The organism is Pseudomonas sp. C7.1 (genome assembly GCF_056312395.1).
The window spans coordinates 1,608,050-1,633,057 of the sequence record NZ_JBWDTL010000003.1 but is presented as its reverse complement, the minus strand read 5'-3'; the positions used below and the strand labels follow the sequence as shown (position 1 = coordinate 1,633,057).

At 57.3% G+C, this 25,008-nt stretch carries 20 protein-coding genes and 1 pseudogene; 13 read left to right on the top strand and 8 right to left on the bottom strand.

What is annotated here, in order from left to right; all coding sequences use genetic code 11:
* The first annotated feature begins 5 nt into the window (after positions 1-5).
* Both AC0T4W_RS10930 and ubiT read left to right on the top strand, forming a co-directional pair.
* A complete protein-coding gene (locus AC0T4W_RS10930; RefSeq protein WP_476319016.1) occupies positions 6-896 on the top strand; it encodes a U32 family peptidase in 891 nt (296 codons plus the stop codon).
* Complete coding sequence (ubiT, locus tag AC0T4W_RS10925; RefSeq protein WP_476319015.1) at positions 890-1,390, top strand: ubiquinone anaerobic biosynthesis accessory factor UbiT; 501 nt, start codon at positions 890-892, stop codon at positions 1,388-1,390. Before AC0T4W_RS10930 ends, ubiT begins: the two co-directional genes overlap by 7 nt.
* 66 nt (positions 1,391-1,456) lie before the next feature.
* Here the strand turns inward: ubiT and AC0T4W_RS10920 are convergent, their stop codons facing one another.
* Together AC0T4W_RS10920 and AC0T4W_RS10915 are read right to left on the bottom strand one after the other, a co-directional pair.
* Positions 1,457-1,855 carry a putative zinc-binding protein gene (locus tag AC0T4W_RS10920; protein ID WP_476319014.1) on the bottom strand — a complete coding sequence of 133 codons (399 nt, stop codon included), beginning with the start codon at positions 1,853-1,855 and terminating at the stop codon, positions 1,457-1,459.
* A 38-nt stretch (positions 1,856-1,893) separates the two neighbouring features.
* On the bottom strand, positions 1,894-2,574 hold the full coding sequence (locus AC0T4W_RS10915; RefSeq protein ID WP_476319013.1) for a Crp/Fnr family transcriptional regulator: 681 nt from the start codon (positions 2,572-2,574) through the stop codon (positions 1,894-1,896).
* A 181-nt stretch (positions 2,575-2,755) separates the two neighbouring features.
* Between AC0T4W_RS10915 and can the strand changes: the two genes are divergently transcribed.
* Positions 2,756-3,382 (top strand): carbonate dehydratase, encoded by a 627-nt coding sequence (gene can, locus AC0T4W_RS10910; RefSeq protein ID WP_476319011.1) that lies wholly within the window; start codon positions 2,756-2,758, stop codon positions 3,380-3,382.
* Positions 3,383-3,999: 617 nt separating this feature from the next.
* Here the strand turns inward: can and AC0T4W_RS10905 are convergent.
* The gene (locus AC0T4W_RS10905; RefSeq protein ID WP_476319010.1) at positions 4,000-4,389 is read right to left on the bottom strand and encodes a hypothetical protein; all 390 of its coding nucleotides are present in this window, start codon (positions 4,387-4,389) and stop codon (positions 4,000-4,002) included.
* 134 nt (positions 4,390-4,523) lie between these two features.
* Between AC0T4W_RS10905 and AC0T4W_RS10900 the strand changes: the two are divergent.
* Positions 4,524-4,721: pseudogene (locus AC0T4W_RS10900) on the top strand (IS110 family transposase); the annotation flags it as partial.
* 10 nt (positions 4,722-4,731) lie between these two features.
* Here the strand turns inward: AC0T4W_RS10900 and AC0T4W_RS10895 are convergent.
* The 5 genes from AC0T4W_RS10895 to AC0T4W_RS10875 form a co-directional block, all read right to left on the bottom strand.
* The gene (locus AC0T4W_RS10895; RefSeq protein WP_476319009.1) at positions 4,732-5,031 is read right to left on the bottom strand and encodes a lipoprotein; all 300 of its coding nucleotides are present in this window, start codon (positions 5,029-5,031) and stop codon (positions 4,732-4,734) included.
* Positions 5,032-6,456: 1,425 nt separating this feature from the next.
* Complete coding sequence (locus AC0T4W_RS10890) at positions 6,457-6,891, bottom strand: GNAT family N-acetyltransferase (RefSeq protein ID WP_476319008.1); 435 nt, start codon at positions 6,889-6,891, stop codon at positions 6,457-6,459.
* A 77-nt stretch (positions 6,892-6,968) separates the two neighbouring features.
* Positions 6,969-7,442, bottom strand: coding sequence for a hypothetical protein (locus AC0T4W_RS10885; RefSeq protein ID WP_476319007.1), 474 nt, complete (start codon positions 7,440-7,442; stop codon positions 6,969-6,971).
* Between the two features lie 969 nt (positions 7,443-8,411).
* On the bottom strand, positions 8,412-9,050 hold the full coding sequence (narL, locus tag AC0T4W_RS10880) for a two-component system response regulator NarL (protein ID WP_476319006.1): 639 nt from the start codon (positions 9,048-9,050) through the stop codon (positions 8,412-8,414).
* A complete protein-coding gene (locus AC0T4W_RS10875) occupies positions 9,047-10,846 on the bottom strand; it encodes a HAMP domain-containing protein (protein WP_476319005.1) in 1,800 nt (599 codons plus the stop codon). The genes narL and AC0T4W_RS10875 overlap by 4 nt, the downstream gene beginning before the upstream one ends.
* A gap of 234 nt (positions 10,847-11,080) precedes the next feature.
* Here AC0T4W_RS10875 and AC0T4W_RS10870 point away from each other — a divergent pair, with 234 nt between their 5' ends.
* The 9 genes from AC0T4W_RS10870 to AC0T4W_RS10830 all read left to right on the top strand — a co-directional run bounded on the left by AC0T4W_RS10870 (position 11,081) and on the right by AC0T4W_RS10830 (position 25,000).
* Positions 11,081-12,364 carry an MFS transporter gene (locus AC0T4W_RS10870; RefSeq protein ID WP_476319004.1) on the top strand — a complete coding sequence of 428 codons (1,284 nt, stop codon included), beginning with the start codon at positions 11,081-11,083 and terminating at the stop codon, positions 12,362-12,364.
* Between the two features lie 2 nt (positions 12,365-12,366).
* Positions 12,367-13,782: a NarK family nitrate/nitrite MFS transporter gene (locus AC0T4W_RS10865; RefSeq protein ID WP_476319003.1), complete on the top strand. Its 1,416-nt coding sequence runs from the start codon at positions 12,367-12,369 to the stop codon at positions 13,780-13,782.
* Positions 13,783-13,881: 99 nt separating this feature from the next.
* Positions 13,882-17,667, top strand: a complete 3,786-nt coding sequence (locus tag AC0T4W_RS10860; RefSeq protein ID WP_476319002.1) for a nitrate reductase subunit alpha — start codon at positions 13,882-13,884, stop codon at positions 17,665-17,667.
* 11 nt (positions 17,668-17,678) lie between these two features.
* Positions 17,679-19,217 carry a nitrate reductase subunit beta gene (narH, locus tag AC0T4W_RS10855; RefSeq protein WP_476319001.1) on the top strand — a complete coding sequence of 513 codons (1,539 nt, stop codon included), beginning with the start codon at positions 17,679-17,681 and terminating at the stop codon, positions 19,215-19,217.
* A 2-nt stretch (positions 19,218-19,219) separates the two neighbouring features.
* Complete coding sequence (gene narJ, locus AC0T4W_RS10850) at positions 19,220-19,975, top strand: nitrate reductase molybdenum cofactor assembly chaperone (RefSeq protein ID WP_476319000.1); 756 nt, start codon at positions 19,220-19,222, stop codon at positions 19,973-19,975.
* Positions 19,968-20,663: a respiratory nitrate reductase subunit gamma gene (narI, locus tag AC0T4W_RS10845; protein ID WP_476318999.1), complete on the top strand. Its 696-nt coding sequence runs from the start codon at positions 19,968-19,970 to the stop codon at positions 20,661-20,663. The genes narJ and narI overlap by 8 nt, the downstream gene beginning before the upstream one ends.
* Positions 20,664-20,742: 79 nt before the next feature.
* Positions 20,743-21,693 carry a peptidylprolyl isomerase gene (locus tag AC0T4W_RS10840; protein WP_476318998.1) on the top strand — a complete coding sequence of 317 codons (951 nt, stop codon included), beginning with the start codon at positions 20,743-20,745 and terminating at the stop codon, positions 21,691-21,693.
* A 44-nt stretch (positions 21,694-21,737) separates the two neighbouring features.
* Entirely contained in the window at positions 21,738-22,730 is a 993-nt protein-coding gene (gene moaA / locus AC0T4W_RS10835; RefSeq protein ID WP_476318997.1) for a GTP 3',8-cyclase MoaA, read from the top strand.
* Between the two features lie 251 nt (positions 22,731-22,981).
* Positions 22,982-25,000: a ribonucleoside triphosphate reductase gene (locus AC0T4W_RS10830; RefSeq protein WP_476318995.1), complete on the top strand. Its 2,019-nt coding sequence runs from the start codon at positions 22,982-22,984 to the stop codon at positions 24,998-25,000.
* The last annotated feature ends 8 nt before the right edge of the window (positions 25,001-25,008 follow it).

The window sequence follows — 25,008 nt, the reverse complement described above, 5'->3', positions numbered from 1 at the left end:
CGGTTATGAAACTGAGTCTGGGCCCTGTGTTGTTTTATTGGAGCCGTGAAAAGCTTCTGGATTTTTACGCCGAGATGGTGAACCAGCCGCTCGATATCATCTATTTGGGCGAAACGGTGTGCTCCAAGCGGCGCGCCTTGTCGCTGGACGACTGGCTGGGACTGGCCCGCGAGCTGCGCGAATGCACCAAGGCCGAACTGGTGATCTCCGGTTTGGCGTTGATCGAAGCCGCCTCCGAGATGTCCAGCCTCAAGCGTTTGTGCCACAACGGCGAGCTGTTGGTGGAAGCCAACGACATGGGCGCCGTGCAGCTGTTGCATGAGCAAGGCCTGCCTTTTGTCGCCGGTCCTGCGCTCAACCTGTACAACGCTCCGGCCTTGGCCGAGTTGCAAGACTGTGGCTTGCAGCGCTGGGTGCCGCCGGTGGAGTGTTCGGCGGCGCTGCTGCACGACTGTCTGGAGCAGCTCGATGGGCTGGGCCGGCCACGCCCGGAAGTGGAGCTGTTTGCCTACGGCCATCTGCCCTTGGCGTACTCGGCACGCTGCTTTACCGCCCGTGCGGAAAATCGGCCCAAGGACGACTGTCAGATCTGCTGCATCAGCTACCCCGAAGGTATTCCGTTGCTCAGCCAGGAAGGTGAGGCGCTATTCACCCTCAACGGCATTCAAACGCTTTCGGCTCGAGTCAATAACCTGCTGGCCGACTATCCGGCGTTGCAGCGCAGCGGCATTGATTGTTTGCGTTTGAGCCCGCGTGCCGAAGGCATGGCGCAGGTAGTAGCGGATTACCACGCGGTGCGCCAAGGCGGCCTGCCGCCGCTGCTGGCGCAGGGCTGCAATGGTTACTGGCATGGCCGTCCGGGCATGCTCAATGTAGAGGAGGCGGGCCTGTGTTAAGTGTTCAGCAATGGGCGCTGCGCAGCGCCGATCCTTTGTTAGGTCTGGCCAAGCATGTGCCCTTTACCCTGCAGCGCTGGGTGCTGGAAGCGGCTGTAGCCCGCCTTTTTTCCGCCCCCGTGAGTGAGGGCGCGTTCGATTTGCTGCAGGGCCGCTGGCTGCGCCTGGAAGTCAGTGATCTGCAGTTGGGCTGGTGCATCACCCGAAACCGTCAAGGCTTACGCATGGCTGCGCGGGCCCCTGTGGATGTATGCATTCGCGGTAATTGGCGTGAGTTCGTGTTGCTTGCCAGCCGCCAGGAAGACCCGGATACCCTGTTCTTCCGGCGACGGCTGGTCATCGAGGGTGATACCGAGTTGGGCCTGGCGATGAAGAACCTGATCGACAGCCTTGACCCCGACCGACTTCCGCCGCGTTTGTGGCGCTCGTTATGCCGAGTGGGGGAAGTGCTGCGTGATGATCTGGCGCAACAGGCAGCTGCCAAGGCCAGTTAGCGCCTCTGTATGCGCCCGGTGTTAAGCCTGTGGCGCAGCAGACAACCCTGAGGAACGGAAGCCACGTCAGGCCAGGGTATTCTGCGCCAAGTTATGCAAACGCCGGTCGCTGGCAATCAACTCGACCATTTCGCCATAGACTAGGTCAACGGTTTCGCCGCTGAAGTCTTCGCCGTAGCGCTTCTTCAAGCCCAGACTGCTGAGGATGATATGCACGTTGGCCTTGACCCCATGTTGCTCAAGACAGCCACGTACACACTCTAACTTGCAGCCGTCGAGCGCGAGAATTGGCTGGCCACTGTTGGCCCGGTTGACCAGCGAAGCCACGCGACCGCCGACGCCTGCGATGCAGGACATTTCCGCCAACCCGGCCCGGTCCAGGCGCACGGCCAAGGTATTGGCCAGTTGCGCCACATTCGAGCAGCCGGAGCAGGAATAAACCAGGGGCAGGGTAGGGGCGGACATAAGCACTCCTTTGGTGAGCTACCGCATCAAGACGGTGCTCACTCGTAGTAGTTGGCCAGGTTGGGGCGGTCCAGTACGCGGATATTGCGGCGTTCCATGGCGATCAGCCCAGCGTCGATTAAGCGGTGCAGGATGCGTGAGAAGGTTTCCGGTTGGATGCCCAATTGCGAGGCAATCAAGCGTTTGGGCACGCTGAGCTGAATCTGGTCGTTACCGTCATCGCCTTGTTCTTGGCACAGGAAACGCACCACGCGGCGGCTGGCGTTGCCGGCGGTGAGGGTGTCGATTTCGTCGAGGCGCTGGTGCAGACGAATACTCAGGTTGGCCAGCAGGTCGAGACAGATCTTCGGCTGTTCTTCCAGCAGGCGTCGGTAGTGGGTGCCATCAATGCTGATCAAGTTGCTGGTTTTCAGCGCGTTGCAGGTTACGGGGTAATGTTTTGTCCCGGTAAACAGCAGGGCCTCAGCAAAACTCTGGCCGGGGTGAATAACCTCCACCAACTTTTCCTGGCCCTCGAACAGTACGCGGGTGAGTTTTACCTGGCCATTGAGCAGCAGGTAGAAGCGATCGGCAATATCGCCCTGGTGAAATAACGCTTCGCTGCTGTCCAGTTTGCGGTGAATAGCCAGGCAGCTGACTTCGTTGAACAGCACCTCGGGCAACCGGTTGAACAGGTGGTGCTGGCGCAAGGCCTTGAGGTTTTCTGAATCGGTCAGCATGGGGACACCTCCTAAGCTGCCATCCTATGCGCCCCGCTTAACTACGCCCATTCCCCCATGGGGCTACCTCTAAGGAGGCAGTGCGCAATAACGGCGTATTCGCAGATGCTATGGTCCGGCATGCGTGCGTGCGGCGTGACGCTGTGAGTGCCAGCAATCACTGATCAAAGAGGGCGGCTCTGTGGATGTGAAACAGCTGTTGAGTAACAACCGTAACTGGGCCGAGTCTGTGAGCGCTCGTGATCCGGATTTTTTCCCCCGGTTAGCGCGCCAGCAGAAACCAGAGTTTCTCTGGATCGGCTGCTCCGACAGTCGCGTACCCGCGAACGAAGTGGTCGGGATGATGCCCGGTGAGCTTTTTGTGCATCGCAACGTAGCCAATATGGTGGTTGCCACCGACATGAACTTTCTCTCGGTGCTGCAATATGCTGTGGATGTGTTGCAGGTCAAGCAAGTGATTGTCTGTGGCCACTATGGCTGTGGCGGAGTGCGAGCGGCACTGGGACATGAAACGCTGGGGCTGATCGACAACTGGCTACGTGCACTCAAGGCGTTGTATCACCAAAACCTGGAGCGCTTTCGCGGCTTGGAAGCGGAACAGCAGGTCAATTTACTGTGCGAGCTGAACGTACAGCGCCAGGTGCGCAATGTCTGCCATACCACCATCGTGCAGAACGCCTGGAAACGGGGCCAGCCGTTGCTGGTGCATGGCTGGATCTACGGGCTAACCGATGGCCTGGTCAACGACCTGAACGTAACGGTCAGCGGGCCGAATCAGCTCGACGACAGCTTTCTCTACGAGCAGTGAATGCAGGCTGGCGCGCCGAAAATTGCTTGTTCCCACGCGCCTGAGTGGGAATGCAGCCGGTGACACTGTAAATGTTACTTTTAGGCTAAGTAGAACTAACGTTTGGCTAAAGGGTGGGCTTTAGCCCGGCCCAGTGAGCGAAGCGAGGGTTTTAACTGGTTTTTATGAGCATTTTAGTTTATTGACTTGACTATAATGTTTCTAACAATCTCAACAGAGTCTTTGTTGTTGCCAGCTACGGCCACGAAAAGTTTGCTGCTTGATTCAGATATGCCGATGCACTTCACGACAACCCGATTGCTTTTTACGTTACCGTAAATGCCGTATTCGTTTTCGACTTGATTGTAGAGTTTAATTTTTTGAAGAATAAAAGAGCTTTGAATTTCACATGCCTCTTTTGATTTGCTTAGATCTTTAATCCAAGACCATAACTGCGGTGGCTTCTCTATTTCAGTGGCGAAAATTTGAAATGTAGATAGTGATAAAAATATTAGCGTAAGCAATCTCATTTTTGAAACCTCGGCGGTTATTGTGAGTATTCATAACGTTTGGTTAAGGAGCTGGCTTTAGCTCGTCCCAGTGAGCGAAGCGAACGGTTTGAAACTTTTATTAGACGCTTAACCGATTGGCCTGCCTTTTAGGTGGTTCAAATGGTAGAAAACTAGCCGGGTCGCCAATACAAACGCAGGGGTCAGTACGATTATGGGTAGTACAGCTGGTATCCATGGCAAAACACATATAGTGCCGATTACTGTGCCGGTAATTGGAACTGATTTATGAAGTTTCTTTTCAAATGCCCAAGCAACACCCATGGCGATTAGTATGGCCCAGGCGATTAAGCCAAATGTCCATGAAAAGACAGCCAAGATACTGCCAGCTGACGATGAATAGGGCCAGCCAAAGCCGATCATGCTTGGAATAATTGTGAGCGCCGCAGCTAAACTGAATGAAAATAAAACAGTCAGCGTGACATTGAGTAGTCGAAGGATTGTGGTTTTTCGTTTCATGGTACCTAACGTTTGGTTAAGGGCGGGCTTTAGCCCGTCCCAGTGAGCGAAGCGAGCGGTTTGAATGTAATGGACTCTCCCCGCGCCACAGTTCTATACCGAAACCGGTAATGGCTGAAATTGGGAGTGTCGTGATGAAGCGAATAGCAGTTGATCTGGTCAAGTCCGTTTACCAAGTTTCCGAGAGTGTCCGTTCCGGCCAAGTGGTGCAGCGCAAGCGGCTGAACCGAGAGGCGTTTAAGCGATATATACAGGAGCAAGCCGAGCCGGTCGAGTGGGTGATGGAGGCCTGCGGTACGGCCCACAACTGGGGGTGGGTCGCGCAGGCTCTCAGTTGTTAGGTTATTCAGGGGCATCTTCACAAATTGCAGTAAGACCAAGAATAGTAGTTGGCGTGTCACCGATATGTGTTTTTGTGGCGATGACCATGTTTGCATTGATGTCACCTTCTAATCTATATGGTTTTCCGTTGCATACCTTGTTTGCTTTTCTGTTGATTTTTCTCAGTAGTTCTTCACGAGAATTGAAAACGCTGGCGTGACTAGTAATTGCATATTGCCCAGGAGCAACCTCAGTTGCTGCAGTCCACGTACATCCAGTAAGGACTGTTGTTATGAGGCTAGTGAGTATTATTTTCTTCAATTGTATAAATTCCTATAGATACCTAACGTTTGGTTAAGGGGCGGGCTTTAGCCCGTCCCAGTGAGCGAAGCGAGCGATTTGAACCAATTGTTAGGGCTTTACCTGTGATCAGTTGTTCAGCTCGATATTTTAAGGCTAAGCATAATCTGTTCTGGGCAAAAACTAATGAGAATTTTTCTGCGGGTGATCTATTTTTGTTGTGGTGGAGAAATAAAAAATTTTATTAAATTTCATGTGCCTGGCTCTTAAATAAACATATGGCGCATATTATCGTCGACTAGAATAAATTTTGAGAGCGTACTCTACTGTCTCCGACCAAGTGATGGCAAGCCACCACTAACTTCTCTCGGATGGCTGTCATAGCCAGTTCGGTAGCCAGATTTTTTGTATGTTCTGAACTGATGAAGCTCGCCGGGTGTTGGCTTGCGCCCATGTTTTTCCAAGAAATGTGCATTTAGCATTTTAATGCACAGCTCCATAGTTATCTTGCATTGCGGGCATTTACTATTCTTCTGCTTTTTAAGTTTCTTCCGAGTTTTATCCATATTTCAGGTGCCCTAACGTTTGGTTAAGGGGCGGGCTTTAGCCCGTCCCAGTGAGCGGAGCGAACGGTTTGAACCACTTGTTAGGTGCTTTCCCTATTGTGAAGTGAATTTATTTGACTTTAGTTTGATAATTATTATGGCAGATAGTAGCGCTGGGCCGCCTCCGCAAACATATATTGTAATTAGTGTTTCCCATAGCTCCTTGTGTGGTTTTCCTTCATGGGAAGTCAGCATAAAAGCTAGAAGAAATAAAAATTCAATAGCGCCTAGAGCTAGACCGAAAACAATATGCCGTGGCAGCTTTGATGTCTTGTAGTTGTTATATTTAATCGCAATATTCCATGCGCAGTAAATGCCGTAGCCAAATAGCGTAATGGGTATAATTTTCCAGATTGAAAGTGTGATTAAGGATGTAGCTATTGCGTAAAAATAAATAGCAGTTGTCGGTAGTATGAGCGCACCAACTATAGTGTATTTTAAAGCGCGCGCAGTGAGTTTGTTGCTAATCAATTTTTAAGGTTTCCATGTCGAGACTGCACCTAACGTTTGGTTAAGGGGCGGGCTTTAGCCCGTCCCAGAGAGCGCAGCGAACGATTTGAACCAGTTGTTAGGCCTGGCCTGCCCGACACAGTAGCCGCCGCAACGCAGAAAGAAAAGGCAGACGACGTACAGTCGAAAGCCGGACGCGGTAAGTTAATTGTTACGGTATTCGGCACAAACCAACTCCCTTTAATAATGCCACTGACTAAGCGATTTATTGGCGACGCGGTGTTGTGAGTAAAACCAACCCAAGATGAATTTCCGGAGGCTGCCTAACGTTTGGTTAAGGGGCGGGCTTTAGCCCGTCCCAGAGAGCGAAGCGAACGATTTGAACCAGTTGTTAGGCGTCAACACGGCACTCCATTCGAAGTAAATTATGTTCAGCGCCAACGACGAGATAGCCAAGCCGCTCGTACAATGATCTAGCTGGATTATCTTTGAATACTTTTAAGCGAATTGATACAAGGTCTCGGCTTGCGGCAATTGAAGTTGCTTGAGATATTGCCCAAGTACCAATGCCTTTACCTAGGTTTTTTTCAGAAAGATGAATATCCCGAATGTATAAGCATGAGCCACTAGAGCTAAAGCTCATAAAGCCAACCTCGGCTTCTGATTTGTAAATTATATAATTTTCAAGCATTTCCCATTCTCGCAGAAAGCTATCATCGCTCCATTCAATTCCGTAAAGCTGGTAGTACTGGCGCATATTAGCTTTAGCCAATTTGTGGGCAAATGGTGCGTGATTAACGGTGGCGAGCGATATTCGAAGGTCCATCTTTGAAGCCTAACGTTTGGTTAAGGGGCGGGCTTTAGCCCGTCCCAGTGAGCGAAGCGAACGGTTTGAACCAATTGTTAGCCATTTACCGACCAATGCTTTAGTTTAATTATCTGGTATTTAAACCAAATTGCGACGGGTATAAGAAGAATTGCCATGGATTCTTGTGTGTTTATCGCAGAGATAAATGGTATTACACGAGAGCCGAAAGACCAGGCGATGAATACGCCAGCCCAAAATAGAAACATATTATTTGTAAAGCGTGCAGTAAGCGTTAGGGCTTTAGCCAAGCGGATTTTCTCATGCTTGGGTATTTCTTGAGTACGAATTGTGAATATGGTTAGACTGGAAATTGCAAAGCTCAAGATTATAAAAAGAGAGAAGCCAGACTCGGAGTAGCGCCAGTTAAGAATATTGGCGAGCAACGGATTAATCTCTGTGTTTTCAGTCAGCATTCCAGCTGAGTAAAGAATCCACACCAAAGCCATTAAGGCAGGTGTAAAAAGAAGGCAGTATTTTCCTTCATTCAAAGATCTAAGAACGAACTTCATATTTTTCCTTGTGGGCTAACGTTTGGTTAAGGGGCGGGCTTTAGCCCGTCCCAGCGAGCGCAGCGAGCGATTTGAACCATTTGTTAGACGCTCGGATGTACGCATAATTTAAAGCACCGCTTTCCTGCTTGTAACGCGTTACGCGATGAACCTGGCGAAACGCAATAAATTTAATGTTTGCACTGCAACTGAAAAACCACGATTTCAACGTGCCTCAATGGCAAGCGGCGTAAGCACAGCAACCGCAAGACTAAACCCGAGAAAGCCCCGAAAGCAATCGTGCGGCCTTACGAACAACAATTACGCAACGAACGAAACGCGATAAATCCAATGTTTGCAATTTAACGACCTGAGCGCGGTGTTGAAAAATGCCACAAATATAACGGGCGTCCGTTCAGCCAATACACATTTCAAACTGTGAAAACCTCGCAAGAAAACGTGCGTTGTTACGAGGGTACGCGTTACCAAAAAGCAATTTAAAAGCACTGTTGTCTAACGTTAAATAGACACCAAATGGTGCAATAGCGTGTTTACGGGCGTGGTGGATAACATTCCTTGTCCTTCTGGCAGACGCTCTAGGCTGGCTCTTGCCGTAGATGAGTGATCACAAAAGGGCGTTATACACCAAGTCCGGAAAGCCTCGGTTGCTCGGCCAGGTTCACCTGAGTCGAGACTGAACTGAGGTTTGTTATATCGGTTTTTATCACAGCAGTCACCGCCAACGTGGCAAAAGGATGGCAGGTCTTTGACCGCGCGTGCCCATGCTGGAAACCGCTTTGCGGTTTTCTGCCCGACGCTGAGTACGTGGGTTTGGCTGTGGGCTTTGGGATCGGCTATGTCTTGGCTAGGCAAGATTGCATAGCTTCCACCGGCGGTTGGTGCGTGATTGTCAGAAGTCAGTAGAGGAGGGGGGAGGCCTCCGCGTTGTAAAGAGAGAAGACGACGATGCTCCAAGCACCGATGTAATCCCTAGCGCAAATGCTCCATTGCCCAAACCGCCGCTTCAACCCGCGAACGCAGCCCAAGCTTATGCAGCAGGTTTTTCACATGAACTTTAACCGTACCCTCGGTGATGCCGAGCTTGTGCCCGATTACTTTGTTGCTGTGGCCGGCGGCGATGGTTTTCAGCACCTGGCGTTCGCGATCGGTGAGGTCGACTTGCGAGCTGGTGTGGGGCGAGCGTAGCGCTTGGGCGAGGATGCGGGTGAGGGTAGGGCTGACCACCAGGCTGCCTTGCAGGGCGTCGCGGATCGATTGGATCAGTAGTTCCGGCTCCATGTCCTTGAGCAGGTAGCCGTCGGCATCCAGGCGCATGGCATCGCGGATGTCGTCTTCGGAGTCGGACACGGTAAAGATCAGAATTTTGCCGGCAAAATTCAGTTCGCGCAGGCGTTTTAGGGTCTGCAGGCCGTTCATGGTCGGCATATTGTTGTCCAGCAGGATCAGCTCGGGCTGTAACTGCTCGACCAGTTGCAGAGCTTCTTCGCCATGCCCGGCCTCGCCGATGACCTTCAGGTCCTCTTCGAGTTCGAGCAGCTGGCGCATGCCACGGCGCATCATCGGGTGGTCATCGACAAGCAGGATGCTGTGGCGGATCGGCGAGCTCATGCGGCGCTACCTTCTTCGTGATGCCCGAGAAACTCGGGGCGGAACTGCAAATGGATGCGGGTGCCCTTGGGCAACCGGGGTTCGATATCGAGCTGGCCATGCAGGCTGCGCGCACGCTCCTGCATGATGGTCAGGCCATGGTGCTGACGCGGGTCGAAGCCGGCAACCAGGCCGCAACCATCGTCCTCGACCAACAGCACGACCTGTTCGCCAATCTGGCGCAGCTGCAGCCAGGCGTGTTTGGCCTGGGCATGGCGAGCGCAATTGGACAGCGCCTCGCGGGCGATCTGCAACAGGTGGATCTGCTCGCTGGCCGAGAGTTGAAAGGCTAGACGGTCGATCTGCAACTCGGTGCTGAAGGCGCCGCGTTTGGCAAATTCTTGCAGGGTGTCCTTGAGTTCCTGATCGAGTCCGCCGTCCTGGATCTGTAGGCGGAAGGTGGTCAGCAGTTCGCGCAGTTGCCGGTAGGCGCTGTTCAGCCCGTCACGCAGTTCGTCGCTGACGGTTTCCAGGGCTTGTGCACTTTCGCCGCGACGGATCAGGGTTTGCAGGCGGCTGACTTGCAGTTTCATGTAGGACAGTGCCTGGGCCAGGGAGTCATGCAGCTCGCGGGCAATGATGGTGCGTTCGTCGAGCAGCAGCAGGCGGTGTTCCTGTTCGCGCTGGCGTTTGAGCGACAGCGCGGTGCCGATCAAGTTAGCCAGGGCTTGGATCAGCGCGGTTTCCCATGCTTGCGGCTTATGGCCGTCACGGTAATAAGCTTTCAGTTCGCCCAGGTCGTTGCCTTGGTTGCTGATGCTGAACGTGGCCTGGCTGGGGTTGCTCTTGCGTTCGCAGGTGTCGCATTCGCTGCGCGCACAGACCTCGCGGGTTTCGCTGCCATGCAGGGCCAGCAGTTGCTCGCTGGGGGCCTGGATGTTGTCCTGCAGGCACAGGGTCAGACGCAGGCCGGGCAGGCGCTGCTGGAAACGGTTGATCAACTCGTCGAGGCGCTCGGCATTGGCCTGGCGGGTGGCCAGGCTGCGGCTGCTTTGGTAGAGCAGTTCCAGGGCCGCATTGGTTTGCGCCAGGGTCTGGATCTTCTGCGCCACTCGGCTTTCCAGGGTGCGGTGCGACTCCTCGATGGTCTCGGCCATGGCATTGAAGCTCTCGGCCATCTGCCCAAGCTCGTCAGCCGAACGGAACTCGACCCGCGCGCCATGATCGCCATTGCGAAAACGCTCGGCGGCGCGCACTAGCTCTTGCAGCGGGCTGATCACATTCAGCTGCAGTTCGTACATACCCACCAGCAGGATGATCACGGTAATCAGCAGCGCCGCGCCCTGGATACTTTGTTGCCAGCCCTGCCGGCGTTCGCTCTGTTTCTGCAAGAGCAGAACGAAATGTTCCAGCTGTTCGATGAACGCTTCGCTGTGTTGCTGAAAGGCGAGCTTGTCGCCGCGATCCAGCGCCGGGCGCAGCTGTTCCTGCCAGAGCCGATGAATATCGCGGTAGGCACTGGGCAGCGGGGCGTTCGAGCTGGCGCTGATATGTTGCTGCAGGCTGCCGTCCAGGCGCAGTTGCAGGTCGTCACGCAACGCGGTGATAGTTTTCGGGGGCGCACCGGCTTCGAGTTGCCAGTTCAGGCGGTAGGTGGCCATGCGCAAGGAACCTGCGGTATTGATCGCCGCCGCATCGTCTTCACTGAACCAGGCAATCAGCCCGGCACTGAGCGAGCTGCCCAAGGCCAGTATGGCGATCAGGGTCACTGCCAAACCGGCCCTGACCGGCAGTGAACTACGCATCCATCTCAACATCGTACCGACTACCTCTAAAGAACTTGGCCGGCCTGCAGGGCTGCGGGCACGGATTTATATAATTTATAACTATTTGTTTTTAAAAGAGTTTTATCAATAAAGCAGGCCTACCCCTTAAGAGGTAGGCGGTGACAGGGAAGAGCAAAACTGCTCTGAATTCATTGACCTAGGTCAAGTGAATCGCCCCTTTGCCTATCTAGTGTGCCATCCATGGTTCGCCAATTGGGGGTCGCGATGGCTAGTTTGAGAACACAACAGGGTCTGGTTCTGGGAATGAGTACCCTGGCGTTCACTATCTGCTTTATGGTCTGGATGATGTTCGCCGTACTCGGCGTTCCGATCAAGGAGTTGCTGCAGCTCAACGATACCCAGTTTGGCTTGCTGGCTGCCACGCCGGTGCTGACCGGGTCTCTGGTGCGGTTGCCGCTGGGTATGCTCACCGACAGGTTCGGCGGGCGCATCGTGTTCTTCCTGCTGATGCTGGTTTGTGTACTGCCGATCTACATGATCAGTCTGGCCACCGAGTATTGGCACTTCCTGGTCCTCGGTCTGTTCGTTGGCCTCGCCGGCGGCTCGTTTTCGGTGGGTATCGCCTATGTCGCCAAGTGGTTCGAAAAGCAGAACCAGGGTTTTGCCATGGGCGTCTTCGGCGCCGGTAACGCCGGCTCCGCGCTGACCAAGTTCGTCGCGCCGGCGATCATTGCCGCAGCCAGCTGGCAGATGGTGCCCAAGGTCTACTCGGCGATCATGTTTATCACCGCGCTGCTGTTCTGGTTCTGCACCTACGAGAACAAGGCCCATCGGGTGCGCAGCAACGTGTCCCTGGCCGATCAGCTGCGCACCCTGAAAGATCCCAAGGTGATGCGTTACTGCCAGTACTACTCGATTGTCTTCGGTGGCTATGTGGCCCTGGCCCTGTGGATGACCAAGTACTACGTCGAGGAATACGGCTTCAACCTGCAGAGCGCCGCCTTGCTGGCCGCCTGCTTCTCGCTGCCGGGTGGTGTGCTGCGCGCCATGGGTGGCTGGATGTCGGATAAGTGGGGCGCGCAGAGCGTGACCTGGTGGGTGATGTGGGTGAGCTGGGTGTGCCTGTTCCTGCTGTCCTACCCGCAGACCGAATTGATTGTGCAAACCGTCAATGGTCCGCAGACCTACAGCATCGGTCTCAATGCCTGGAGCTTCACCGCGCTGCTATTCGTCGTCGGCATCGCCTTCGCCTTCGGCAAGGCTTCGGTGTTCAAGTACATCTCCGATGACTACCCGGACAACATGGGTGCCATCTCCGGCATCGTCGGTCTGGCCGGCGGCCTCGGCGGCTTCATCCTGCCGATCATGTTCGGTGCCTTGGTCGACCTCACCGGCGTGCGCTCCTCCAGTTTCATGCTGATGTACGGCGTGGTCTGGGTCTCCCTGATCTGGATGTACTTCAGCGAAGTTCGCAAAACTCCCGTTATGGGCCTGACGACTCCCGAAAAGTCCAAGGCTCCTGCTTTCCTGCCGCCTGAAGGAGAATGAACATGTCTGCAACCAAGAATCCCCCGGTCACCGGGCGGCCCAGCCAGGGACCGGTTATTCACGACTGGCGGCCGGAAGATCCAAACTTCTGGGGCAGCGTCGGCAAGCAGATTGCCACCCGCAACCTGTGGATTTCCATTCCCGCGCTGCTGCTGGCCTTCGCCGTATGGATGGTCTGGAGCGCGGTGACCGTGCGCCTAAACAGCATCGGCTTCACCTTCAGCAACGACCAGCTGTTCTGGCTGGCGGCGCTGCCCGGTTTGTCCGGTGCCACGCTGCGGATTTTCTACTCCTTTATGGTGCCGATCTTCGGCGGGCGCAGATGGACTGCCCTGAGCACCGCCTCGCTGCTGCTGCCTGCAGTGTGGATGGGTTTTGCCGTGCAGGACACCAGCACCACCTATAGCGTGTTTGTGATTATCGCGCTGCTGTGCGGTTTCGGCGGCGGTAACTTCGCTTCGAGCATGGCCAATATCAGCTTCTTCTATCCCAAGTCGCAGCAAGGTACAGCCCTGGGCCTGAATGCCGGCCTGGGCAACCTCGGTGTGTCGGTGATGCAGTTCGGTGTGCCGCTGGTAATCGGTGTCGGCCTGTTTGGCGCGGTCGGCGGGCAGGCCCAAGAGCTGGGTGACGGTGGTCAGCTGTGGCTGCAGAACGCCGGCTTTATCTGGGTGCCGTTCATCATCGCGGTGGCGGTAGCGGCATGGTTCGGCATGCACGACCTGACCAGCGCTCAGGCGTCCTTCAGCGAACAGGCGGTAATTTTCAAGCGCAAGCACAACTGGTTGATGTGCTGGCTGTACCTGGCCACTTTTGGCTCCTTTATCGGCTTCGCCGCCGGCTTCCCGATGCTGATCAAAACCCAGTTTCCCGGTGTCGATCCGCTCAAGTTCGCCTTCCTCGGCCCCCTGGTCGGCGCCCTGGTGCGCCCGGTGGGTGGTTGGCTGGCGGATAAGCTGGGCGGCGCGCGCGTCACCCTGTGGAACTTCGTGCTGATGATCGCGGCGGTGTTCGGCGTACTGGCCTTTATCCCGGTGGCCGGCACTGAGGGCAACTTCTACGGCTTTCTGGCCATGTTTATGTTGCTGTTCGTCACCACCGGCATCGGCAACGGCTCCACCTTCCGCATGATTCCGGTGATTTTTCGCACCCTGCATGAGCGCAGCAGCGCGGGGCAATCGGCGGCAATCAAGGAGCAGGCGCTCAAGAATGCCGGCAAGGAAGCCGCCGCAGTACTCGGTTTCAGCTCGGCGGTGGCGGCCTACGGCGCCTTCTTTATTCCCAAGTCTTTCGGTACTTCGATGGCGCTGACCGGCGGCCCACAAATGGCCCTGTATGTGTTCATCGGCTTTTACGTCAGCTGCATCCTGGTGACCTGGTGGTGGTACTCGCGCAAGGGGGCGGAAGTTTCCTGCTAACGAAATTCCGCGACCCTCGCTACGGGCGAGGGCAGTAACCAATCGAATCATTGCCTGTGTGGGACGTAGATCCTGCGGCAAGCCTGAGAGGAAAAAGAGATGAGTCATCTACTCGACCAATTGCGTTTCTTCAATCGCAAACAAGGTGAGTTCGCCGACGGTCATGGCGAGACTCGCATAGAGTCCCGCGACTGGGAGAACGTCTACCGTTCGCGCTGGCAGTACGACAAGATCGTGCGTTCCACCCACGGGGTGAACTGCACCGGCTCCTGTTCGTGGAAGATCTACGTGAAGAACGGCCTGATCACCTGGGAAACCCAGCAGACCGACTACCCGCGTACCCGCAACGACCTGCCCAACCACGAACCGCGCGGCTGCCCCCGTGGTGCCAGCTACAGCTGGTACATCTACAGCGCCAACCGCCTGAAGTATCCGAAGGTGCGCAAGCCGCTGCTCAAGCTCTGGCGCGAAGCGCGGGCCACCATGGCGCCAGTGCAGGCCTGGGCGAGCATCGTCGAAGACCCGGTCAAAGCCACCAGTTACAAAAGCAAGCGCGGCATGGGCGGTTTCATCCGTTCCAGCTGGGACGAGGTCAACGAGATCATCGCTGCGGCCAACGTCTACACCGTCAAGGAGCACGGTCCGGACCGCGTGGTCGGCTTCTCGCCGATCCCGGCCATGTCCATGGTCAGCTACGCCGCAGGTTCGCGTTACCTGTCGCTGATCGGTGGCGTGTGCCTGAGTTTCTACGACTGGTACTGTGACCTGCCGCCGTCCTCGCCGCAGGTGTGGGGTGAGCAGACCGACGTGCCGGAATCGGCCGACTGGTACAACTCCAACTACATCATCGCCTGGGGCTCCAACGTGCCGCAGACGCGCACCCCCGACGCGCACTTCTTCACTGAGGTGCGTTACAAGGGCACCAAGACCGTGGCCATTACCCCGGATTACTCCGAGGTTGCCAAGCTGACCGACCTCTGGCTGAACCCCAAGCAGGGCACCGATGCGGCGCTGGCCCAGGCGTTTAACCACGTTATCTTCAAAGAGTTCCACCTCGACAAGCCGAGTGCCTACTTCACCGATTACGTGCGCCGTTACACCGACTTCCCGGTGCTGGTGCTGCTTAAGGATCACGTCGGTGACACGCCTGAGCTGAACGGCTACCAGCCGGATCGTTTCCTGCGCGCCGCCGACCTGGCCGACAACCTCGGCCAGGAAAACAACCCCGAGTGGAAAACCATCGCTCTGGACAGCGAAACCAATCAGTTGGTCTCGCCGCTGGGTTCGATCGGCTACCGCTGGGGCGAGAAGGGCAAGTGGAACATCGAAGCCCGCGAGGGCGGCGAGGGTCGTGAGGTCAAGCTGCAACTGAGCCTGATCGACGATAAGGCGGACGGTGCTGACGTAGTAGAAGTGGCCTTCCCCTACTTTGGCGGCCAGACCCACGAGCACTTCCAACACGTGGCCGGTGAAGCCGTGCAACTGCGCCGGGTCCCGGTGCGCTCAATCACTTTGGCCGACGGCACGCAAGCCAAGGTCGCCACCGTGTTCGACCTGTCGGCGGCAAATCTTGCCATCGACCGTGGCCTGGGTGGCGGCAATGTCGCCAAGGATTACGACGACGCCACGGTGCCGGGCACCCCGGCCTGGCAGGAACTGATCACCGGTGTCAGCCGTGAGAAGGCGATCCAGATCGCCCGCGAGTTCGCCGACAACGCCGACAAAACCAAGGGTCGCAGCATGATCATCGTCGGTGCGGCGATGAACCACTGGTATCACATGGACATGAACTACCGTGGGCTGATCAATATGCTCATGCTCTGCGGTTGCGTCGGCCAGACTGGCGGCGGTTGGGCTCACTACGTGGGCCAGGAAAAACTGCGTCCGCAGTGCGGCTGGCTGCCCCTGGCCTTCGGCCTGGATTGGAGCCGTCCGCCACGGCAGATGAACGGCACCAGCTTCTTCTATGCGCACTCATCCCAATGGCGCCATGAAAAGATGAGCATGCACGAAGTGCTCTCGCCGCTGGCAGACAAGTCGCAGTTCCCCGAGCACGCGCTGGACTACAACATCCGCGCCGAACGCGCCGGCTGGTTGCCGAGCGCCCCGCAGATGAACCGCAACCCATTGCAGATCACCCGTGACGCCAAGGCCGCCGGCATGTCGCCGGTGGATTACGTGCTCAAGTCACTGCAGGATGACTCCCTGCGGTTCGCCTGCGAGCAGCCGGACAACCCGGCCAACTTCCCGCGCAACATGTTTATCTGGCGTTCCAACCTGCTGGGCAGCTCGGGCAAGGGCCATGAGTACATGCTCAAGTACCTGCTCGGCACCAAGAACGGCGTGATGAACGAAGACCTCGGCAAGCGCGGCGGTTTCAAGCCGAACGACGTCGAGTGGGAAGACGAAGGTGCGATCGGCAAGCTCGATCTGGTTACCACCCTGGACTTCCGTATGTCGTCTACCTGCGTCTACTCGGACATCGTCTTGCCGACGGCGACCTGGTACGAGAAGGACGACATGAACACCTCGGACATGCACCCCTTTATTCACCCGCTGTCTGCGGCCATCGATCCGGCATGGGAATCACGTTCCGACTGGGAGATCTACAAGGGCATCGCCAAGGCCTTCTCCGAAATGTCGGTCGGCCAACTGGGCGTCGAGCAGGACCTGGTGACCATCCCGATGCTGCACGACAGCCCCGGCGAACTGGCCCAGCCATTTGGCGGTATCGACTGGAAAACCGCCGGCGAAACTCCGGTGCCAGGCAAAAACTGCCCAAACATGACCGTGGTCGAGCGCGACTATCCGAACGTCTACAAGAAGTTCAGCTCCCTTGGCCCCTTGCTCGACAAGCTCGGCAACGGCGGCAAGGGCATCAACTGGAACACCGAGCATGAGGTCGAGTTTCTCGGCGAGTTGAACCACAAGGTGAATGCCGAAGGCATCAGCAAGGGTCGGCCACAGATTGAATCGGCCATCGATGCCTGCGAGGTGATTCTCACCCTGGCCCCGGAAACCAACGGCCATGTGGCGCTCAAGGCCTGGGCGGCGTTGTCCGAGTTCACCGGCCTGGATCACAGCCATCTGGCGATCAGCAAGGCGCACGAGGCGATCCGTTTCCGCGATATCCAGGCGCAGCCGCGCAAGATCATCTCCAGCCCAACCTGGTCGGGTCTGGAAGACGAGAAGGTCAGCTACAACGCCGGCTACACCAACGTGCACGAGTACATCCCGTGGCGCACCATCACCGGCCGCCAGCAGTTCTACCAGGATCACCCGTGGATGCAGGCCTTCGGCGAGCAAATGATGAGCTATCGGCCGCCGATCAACACACGCACCATTGATTACGTCAAAGGCAAGCGGCCCAACGGCAACACCGAGATCGTGCTGAACTGGATCACCCCGCACCAGAAGTGGGGCATCCACAGCACCTACACCGACAACCTGATCATGCTTACGCTTAGCCGTGGTGGGCCGATCATCTGGCTCTCGGAAACCGACGCCAAGCGCGCCGGCATCGAGGACAACGATTGGGTCGAGTGCTTCAACGCCAACGGCGCTCTGACCGCCCGTGCGGTGGTCAGCCAGCGGGTCAAGGACGGCATGGTGATGATGTACCACGCCCAGGAACGCATCGTGAACGTGCCCGGCAGCGAGACCACCAAGACGCGCGGCGGCCACCACAACTCGGTGACCCGCGTGGTGCTCAAGCCTACCCATATGATCGGTGGCTACGCCCAGCAGGCTTACGGCTTTAACTACTACGGCACCGTGGGTTGCAACCGCGACGAGTTCGTCGTGGTGCGCAAGATGGACAAGGTTGACTGGCTGGACGGCACAGACGACGAAGCCCTGCCACAACCCCTGCCACAAGACATTTGAGGAGCATTGCCATGAAAATTCGTTCGCAAGTCGGCATGGTCCTCAATCTGGACAAATGCATCGGTTGCCACACCTGTTCGATCACCTGCAAAAACGTCTGGACCAGCCGCGAAGGTATGGAATACGCCTGGTTCAACAACGTCGAAACCAAGCCGGGCATCGGCTACCCCAAGGAATGGGAAAACCAGGACAAGTGGAAGGGCGGCTGGGTGCGCAACAAGGACGGCTCGATCAACCCGAAGATCGGCGGCAAGTTCCGCGTGTTGGCGAACATCTTCGCCAACCCGGATATGCCGAGCATCGACGACTACTACGAGCCGTTCGATTTCGACTATCAGCACCTGCACACCGCACCGCTGGGTGAGCACCAGCCGACCGCACGGCCGCGCTCGGTAATCTCCGGCAAGCGCATGCAGAAAATCGAGTGGGGGCCGAACTGGGAAGAGATTCTCGGCACCGAGTTCGCCAAGCGTCGTAAGGACAAGAACTTCGACAATATCCAGGCCGACATTTATGGCGAGTATGAAAATACGTTCATGATGTACCTGCCGCGTCTGTGCGAGCACTGCCTCAACCCAACCTGCGCGGCCTCCTGCCCAAGCGGGGCGATTTACAAGCGCGAAGAAGACGGCATCGTCCTGATCGATCAGGAAAAATGCCGGGGCTGGCGCATGTGCATCAGCGGCTGCCCGTACAAGAAGATCTACTTCAACTGGAAGAGCGGCAAATCCGAGAAGTGCATCTTCTGCTACCCGCGTATCGAAGCCGGCATGCCCACCGTGTGCTCGGAAACCTGTGTGGGGCGGATCCGCTACCTCGGCGTGTTGCTGTATGACGCCGACCGCATCCTTGAGGTGGCCAGTACGCCGAATGAGCAGGACCTGTATCAGAAGCAGTTGGAGATCTTCCTCGACCCTAATGACCCTGCCGTAATCAAGCAGGCACTGGCCGATGGCGTGCCGATGTCGGTGATCGACGCTGCGCAGAAATCCCCGGTGTACAAGCTGGCGGTGGACTGGAAGCTGGCCCTGCCGCTGCATCCGGAATACCGCACGCTGCCGATGGTCTGGTACGTACCGCCATTGTCGCCGATCCAGAACGCCGCGACCGCAGGCACCGTGGGCATGAACGGGGTGATCCCGGATGTCGACAGCCTGCGCATCCCGCTGCGTTACCTGGCCAACCTGCTTACCGCTGGTGACGTGGCGCCGGTCAAGCTGGCGCTCAAACGTCTGTTGGCGATGCGTGCCTATAAACGCTCCGAGCAAGTGGACGGCGTGCAGGACCTGCAAGTGCTGGCCGATGTCGGCCTGAGCGTGGCCCAGGTCGAAGACATGTACCGCTACCTGGCCATCGCCAACTACGAAGACCGCTTCGTGATTCCCTCGGCGCACCGCGAAGACGCCATGACCGATGCCTTCGCCGAGCGTTCCGGTTGCGGTTTCAGCTTCGGCAGTGGTTGCAGTGGTAGTTCGGACACCAACATGTTCGGCGCGAAAAAGGCCAACAAGCGCGACGTGTTGAAAACCGTACAGATCTGGGAGGAATGAGCATGCAAATTCTCAAGGTAATTTCATTGCTGCTGGACTACCCCACCGAGCTGTTAGTGGAGGGCCGCGCCGAGTTGGCCCACGCCATCGACGCGGCGCGGGAAATCAGCCCAGCGCAACGCGGCGACTTGCAGACACTGCTGGCGCTGATCAGTGACAACGATCTGATGGATGGTCAGGAGCACTACAGCGCGCTGTTCGGTCGTGGCCGCTCGTTGTCGCTGCTGTTGTTCGAGCATGTGCATGGCGAGTCCCGCGACCGTGGCCAGGCCATGGTCGACATGATGGCGCAGTACGAGGAAGCCGGTTTTGCCATCGGCGTCAAGGAGCTGCCGGACTATATCCCGCTGTACCTGGAGTTCCTCTCTACCCGTGAGGACCTGGAGGCCCGCGAGGGCCTGGCCGATGTCAGCCATCTACTGACGCTGTTGGCCACCCGCCTGGATGAGCGCGAAAGCGTCTATGCCAGCTGCTTCCGTGCGCTGCTACAGATTGCCGGGGTTGAGCCCCAGCAAGCCATGGCCGAGATGCGTGAGCAGGTTGCCGCAGAAGTACGCGATGACTCGCTCGAAGCCCTGGACAAGATCTGGGAAGAGGAGGCCGTGGACTTCCTCCAGGCCGAGCAGCAGGACCGCTGCCCAAGCCAAACAACGATGCCGGGCAAGGCCCGCGAAGAAGTGCCGGTGCCGTTGCACTGGGTCGATTTCAAGCAAGCAGAGCCGGCCGCCGAGCCTGTTCAGGAGGTGGGCAATGTCTAGCATCAATCTGTTGGCGTTTGGGGTCTATCCCTATATCGCCGTGGCCATTTGCATCATCGGCAGCTGGGCGCGTTTCGACCTGTCGCAGTACAGCTGGAAGGCCGGTTCGAGCCAGATATTCGCCCGTTCGGCGGCCGAGCGGCGCTATATGCGTATCGCCAGCAACCTGTTTCACGTCGGCGTGCTGTTTATCCTGGCCGGTCACTTTGTCGGCCTGCTGACCCCCGAGGCGCTTTACCACTCGGTAATCAGCACCGCCAACAAACAACTGGTGGCCATGGTTTCCGGCGGCTTCTTCGGCGTGCTGTGCCTGATCGGCCTGCTGATGCTGCTCAAGCGACGCCTCGGCGATCCTCGCGTACGGGCCAGTTCCAGTACCTCCGACGTTCTAGTCCTGGTAGTGCTGTTGGCGCAGCTGCTGCTCGGCCTGGCCACTATCTTCGCCTCGGCCGACCATATGGACGGTTCGGTGATGGTGATGCTGGGCAACTGGGCGCAATACACCGTGACCCTGCAACCATTGGCCGCCGCCGCTGCCATTGCGCCGGTGGCACTGGTCTACAAGCTGCACGTGTTCCTCGGCCTGACCCTGTTCGTGCTGTTCCCCTTCACCCGCCTGGTGCACATCATCAGCGCGCCGGTGTGGTACCTGGGCCGGCGCTATCAAATAGTGCGGCAAAAAGGCTGAGCCTGCGGTTTTGGCCAGTTAACTAAATCATCTGTTGTGCAGGGCACGCTGTGTCCTGCACTGAGCGAGGAGTGCCGTCATGGCGTGTGGATGCGGTGGAGGAAATGGGGGCGGGGGTTGCGCAGGTGGGCAAGAGCCTGTTCTGGCGCCAGTTGAAGTGCCTGCCGTGCAGACGTTTATTGCGCCGGTGCGCGAGGCCGACAATCAAGCGGCCAGCGAGGCACCGGAGCTGATTGCCTCAAGCGAGCAAGAGTGGCCTCGAATCAAAGTCAATGGCATCGGTCTGGCGGTGGAGCATATTGCTCAGGAGCTTCAATACCATCCGGCTGATACTCGCCAGGAAGCGGTGTTTTTGGCCAGCCAGGCGCTGGTGATCCGTGAACTGTTGACCCAGCGCATCAACGCGCTAGGCCTCAAGGTACACCCGGTTGATGGCGAAAGCCGCGAAGAAGCGGCCATTAGCGAGCTAATTGAGCGCGAGGTGATACTGCCCCGCGCAGATACTCAAGCGTGCCGGCAATATTACGACAATAACCGCGAACGCTTTGCCAGCGCGCCGTTGTTGGCTGCGCGGCATATCCTGCTGGCCTGCGCGGCGGATGATGTAGAAGGGCGCTCGCTGGCCAATGAGCAGGCGCATACTCTGCTCGCGCAATTGCAGGCGGATGCCAGTCTTTTTGGTGCGTTAGTGCAAGCCCATTCGGCTTGTCCTTCCAAGGCTCAGGGTGGCGCGCTTGGGCAGATCAGCCAGGGGCAAACGGTCCCCGAGTTTGAGCGACAGCTGTTTCGCCTACCGGAAGGCTTGGCTGGCCGGCCACTAGAAAGCCGTTACGGTTTTCATCTGGTATGGGTGGACCAGCGTATCGAGGGCAAGCAGCTGCCTTTCGAGGTCGTCGAAGGCTCAATCCGCGCCGAGCTGGATCAGCGCGTTTGGCAGGTAGCCGTGGTGCAGTACATCAAAGGCCTGATCGGTGCTGCGGACATCCAGGGCATTGTGTTGCAAGGCGCGGATTCGCCTCTATTGCAGTAATCAGCGCCCGGTCGCTTAAGACCAGGCGCATCGAGGAGCGTGAGATGGAAAGCAGTCTGCAGGATGGTTTTGGCCGTCACATCGATTACCTGCGCATGTCGGTGACCGATCGCTGTGATTTTCGCTGTGTCTATTGCATGGCTGAAGACATGACCTTTCTGCCGCGCCAACAAGTGCTGGGCCTGGAGGAGCTGTACCGCCTGGCTGACCTATTTGTGCGCAATGGCGTGAAGAAAATTCGTCTCACGGGCGGTGAGCCGTTAGTGCGCAAAGGCATTGTTGGCCTGTGCGAGCGCATTGACAGCCTGCCCGGCTTGCGTGAGCTGGTGATGACCACCAATGGCTCGCAACTGAGCAAGCTGGCGCAGCCGCTGGCTGATGCCGGGGTCAAACGGTTGAATATCAGTCTTGATAGCCTGCGTGCCGAGCGCTTTCACGCCATTACCCGTACTGGCGAACTGGCGCAGGTATTGGCTGGCATCGACGCCGCGAGTGCGGCAGGTTTCGAGCGGGTCAAGCTCAATACCGTGGTGATGCAGGGCCGTAATGCCGATGAAGTGGTTGAACTGGTGGATTACGCCGTCAACCGTGGATTGGATATCAGCTTTATTGAAGAAATGCCGCTGGGTGACGTGGGGCGCTCGCGTGGCGAAAGTTTCTGTTCCAGTGACTGGGTGCGCGAGCGAATTGCCGAGCGCTACAGCTTGGTCGACAGTGCCGAGCAAAGCGGTGGACCGGCACGCTATGTGCGACTGAAAGATTTTCCCGATAGCCGTATTGGCTTTATCTCGCCGCACAGCCACAACTTCTGCAGCACCTGCAACCGTGTGCGGCTCACCGTGGAAGGGCGCCTGTTGCTGTGCCTGGGTCACGAAAACTCGATTGATCTGCGCGCGCTGCTACGCCGTTACCCGGAAACCGATACCCCGTTGTTGAGTGCTATCAATGCCGGTCTGGCGCGCAAACCCCTGCGCCATGAGTTCAGCGTGAGCGGTGAGGTGCAGGTGCTGCGCTTTATGAACGCCAGCGGCGGCTGACCCGCTAGAACCCTCCTCGACCTGCTCTGCAGGTCGCTTGCCATGTGCGGGCCTATTGGTCGGCCCGTGGCTTTTTTGCTTAATGTCCTCATGGCTTTGCACGCGCTTTTTGCAGTCAGGGCTCTCATCACAGTGGCTTTTCCGTGGTTCTTGACCGTGGTCAAGTTATAACCTGCCTTCGCGAGTAGATTGCACATCATGTTGTGTTTATTTCTGGTTTTATAACTAGATGATGTGTTTTGGAGGTGGTGATGCAGCACGATGAAAAAACCTTTCTGCCACAGGTATTGCTCAAGCGCGATGGCAGCGAAGTCCCCTTTGACCTTGGCAAGATCGAGCGCGCCATTGACGCCGCTGCCCAGGCCTGCGGGGAGTTCACCCGCGAGGAGGTACGTGCCCTGAGTGATGCCGTGCATGCACGCTTGATTCCTGCGCATCCGCTCGATGTGGAGCGGGTACAGGACACCGTGGAACGGGTGCTGATGGAGTCGGGTTACTACGCCACCGCCCGTGCTTATATCGTTTACCGCGAGCGTCATGGTCGTCTGCGCCGCGACCGCCACAGCCTGATCGACGTAGCCGCGTCGATGAACGAATACCTGTCACGCGAAGACTGGCGCGTGCAGGCTAACGCCAACCAGGGCTATTCGCTCGGCGGGCTGATTCTTAACGTGGCTGGCAAGGTCACCGCTAATTACTGGCTGGACGAGGTTTACAGCCCAGGCATTGGCGCCGCTCACCGCGAAGCAGATTTGCATGTGCATGACCTCGATATGCTCGCCGGCTACTGTGCAGGTTGGTCACTGCGCACCTTGCTTAACGAAGGCCTCAACGGCATTCCCGGTCGGGTTGAAGCAGGGCCGCCGCAGCACCTGTCCAGCGCCCTGGGGCAGATGGTCAACTTCCTTGGTACGCTGCAGAACGAGTGGGCCGGTGCCCAGGCATTCAGCTCTTTTGATACGTACCTGGCGCCCTATGTGCGCAAGGACAACCTCAGCTTCGCCCAAGTGCGCCAGTCGGTGCAGGAGTTCATCTATAACCTCAACGTGCCGTCGCGTTGGGGCACTCAGACGCCGTTTACCAACCTGACCTTCGACTGGGTGTGCCCAGAGGATTTGCGCGAGCAAGTGCCGTTGATTGGCGGGGTGGAAATGCCGTTCGCCTATGGTGACCTGCAGGCCGAAATGGAGTTGATCAACCGCGCCTACATTGAAGTAATGATGGCCGGCGATGCCAAGGGCCGGGTGTTCACCTTCCCGATCCCGACCTACAACATCACCCATGACTTCCCCTGGGACAGCGAAAACGCCACACGCTTGTTCGAGATGACGGCGCGTTACGGCTTGCCGTACTTCCAGAACTTCCTCAACTCGGACATGCAGCCCAACCAGGTGCGTTCGATGTGCTGCCGCTTGCAGTTGGATGTGCGCGAGCTGCTCAAACGCGGCGGTGGGCTGTTCGGTTCGGCCGAGCAAACCGGCTCCCTGGGTGTGGTGACGATCAACTGCGCGCGCCTTGGCTATCTCTATAAGGGCGACAGCAGCGGCCTGCTCAAGCGCCTCGATCAGTTGATGGAACTTGCGATGGAAAGCCTGGAGGTCAAGCGCAAGGTGATCCAGCACCATATGGATGCCGGCCTCTACCCCTATACCAAGCGTTACCTGGGCACGCTGCGCAATCACTTCTCCACCATCGGCCTGAACGGCATGCACGAGATGCTGCGCAACTTTACCGGCGACGAGGAGGGCATGCATACGCCGAAAGGCCGCCAGTTCGCCGTGCTGCTGCTCGACCATGTGCGCGCGACCTTAGTGCGCTTCCAGGAGGAAACCGGGCAGATGTACAACCTTGAGGCGACCCCTGCGGAGGGCACCACCTACCGCTTTGCCAAGGAAGACCGCAAGCGTTACCCGGACATTCTTCAGGCCGGCAGCGTGGATGCGCCTTACTACACCAACTCCTCGCAATTGCCGGTGGGGTTCACCGACGACCCCTTCGAGGCGCTGGAACTGCAAGACGAGCTGCAATGCAAATACACCGGCGGCACCGTGCTGCACCTGTACATGGCTGAGCGAATTTCATCCGCCGAGGCCTGCAAAAAATTGGTGCGCACAGCCCTGGGCCGCTATCGCCTACCGTACTTGACGGTGACGCCTACGTTCTCGATCTGCCCGGTGCACGGTTACCTGGCCGGCGAACATGAGTTTTGCCCGAAGTGCGATGAAGCCCTACTGAACAAAAAGTCCTGCTGCGGTGCCTGCGGTGGCTGACTGTTTTC

What these genes read in the sequence shown, in the direction of transcription:
- AC0T4W_RS10930 (WP_476319016.1), top strand. Translation starts at nt 6, where the DNA reads ATGAAACTGAGTCTGGGCCCTGTGTTGTTTTATTGGAGCCGTGAAAAG.
- AC0T4W_RS10920 (WP_476319014.1), bottom strand. Translation starts at nt 1,855, where the DNA reads ATGTCCGCCCCTACCCTGCCCCTGGTTTATTCCTGCTCCGGCTGCTCG.
- AC0T4W_RS10915 (WP_476319013.1), bottom strand. Translation starts at nt 2,574, where the DNA reads ATGCTGACCGATTCAGAAAACCTCAAGGCCTTGCGCCAGCACCACCTG.
- AC0T4W_RS10905 (WP_476319010.1), bottom strand. Translation starts at nt 4,389, where the DNA reads ATGAAACGAAAAACCACAATCCTTCGACTACTCAATGTCACGCTGACT.
- AC0T4W_RS10890 (WP_476319008.1), bottom strand. Translation starts at nt 6,891, where the DNA reads ATGGACCTTCGAATATCGCTCGCCACCGTTAATCACGCACCATTTGCC.
- AC0T4W_RS10885 (WP_476319007.1), bottom strand. Translation starts at nt 7,442, where the DNA reads ATGAAGTTCGTTCTTAGATCTTTGAATGAAGGAAAATACTGCCTTCTT.
- narL (WP_476319006.1), bottom strand. Translation starts at nt 9,050, where the DNA reads ATGAGCTCGCCGATCCGCCACAGCATCCTGCTTGTCGATGACCACCCG.
- AC0T4W_RS10875 (WP_476319005.1), bottom strand. Translation starts at nt 10,846, where the DNA reads ATGTTGAGATGGATGCGTAGTTCACTGCCGGTCAGGGCCGGTTTGGCA.
- AC0T4W_RS10870 (WP_476319004.1), top strand. Translation starts at nt 11,081, where the DNA reads ATGGCTAGTTTGAGAACACAACAGGGTCTGGTTCTGGGAATGAGTACC.
- AC0T4W_RS10865 (WP_476319003.1), top strand. Translation starts at nt 12,367, where the DNA reads ATGTCTGCAACCAAGAATCCCCCGGTCACCGGGCGGCCCAGCCAGGGA.
- AC0T4W_RS10860 (WP_476319002.1), top strand. Translation starts at nt 13,882, where the DNA reads ATGAGTCATCTACTCGACCAATTGCGTTTCTTCAATCGCAAACAAGGT.
- narH (WP_476319001.1), top strand. Translation starts at nt 17,679, where the DNA reads ATGAAAATTCGTTCGCAAGTCGGCATGGTCCTCAATCTGGACAAATGC.
- narJ (WP_476319000.1), top strand. Translation starts at nt 19,220, where the DNA reads ATGCAAATTCTCAAGGTAATTTCATTGCTGCTGGACTACCCCACCGAG.
- narI (WP_476318999.1), top strand. Translation starts at nt 19,968, where the DNA reads ATGTCTAGCATCAATCTGTTGGCGTTTGGGGTCTATCCCTATATCGCC.
- AC0T4W_RS10840 (WP_476318998.1), top strand. Translation starts at nt 20,743, where the DNA reads ATGGCGTGTGGATGCGGTGGAGGAAATGGGGGCGGGGGTTGCGCAGGT.
- moaA (WP_476318997.1), top strand. Translation starts at nt 21,738, where the DNA reads ATGGAAAGCAGTCTGCAGGATGGTTTTGGCCGTCACATCGATTACCTG.
- AC0T4W_RS10830 (WP_476318995.1), top strand. Translation starts at nt 22,982, where the DNA reads ATGCAGCACGATGAAAAAACCTTTCTGCCACAGGTATTGCTCAAGCGC.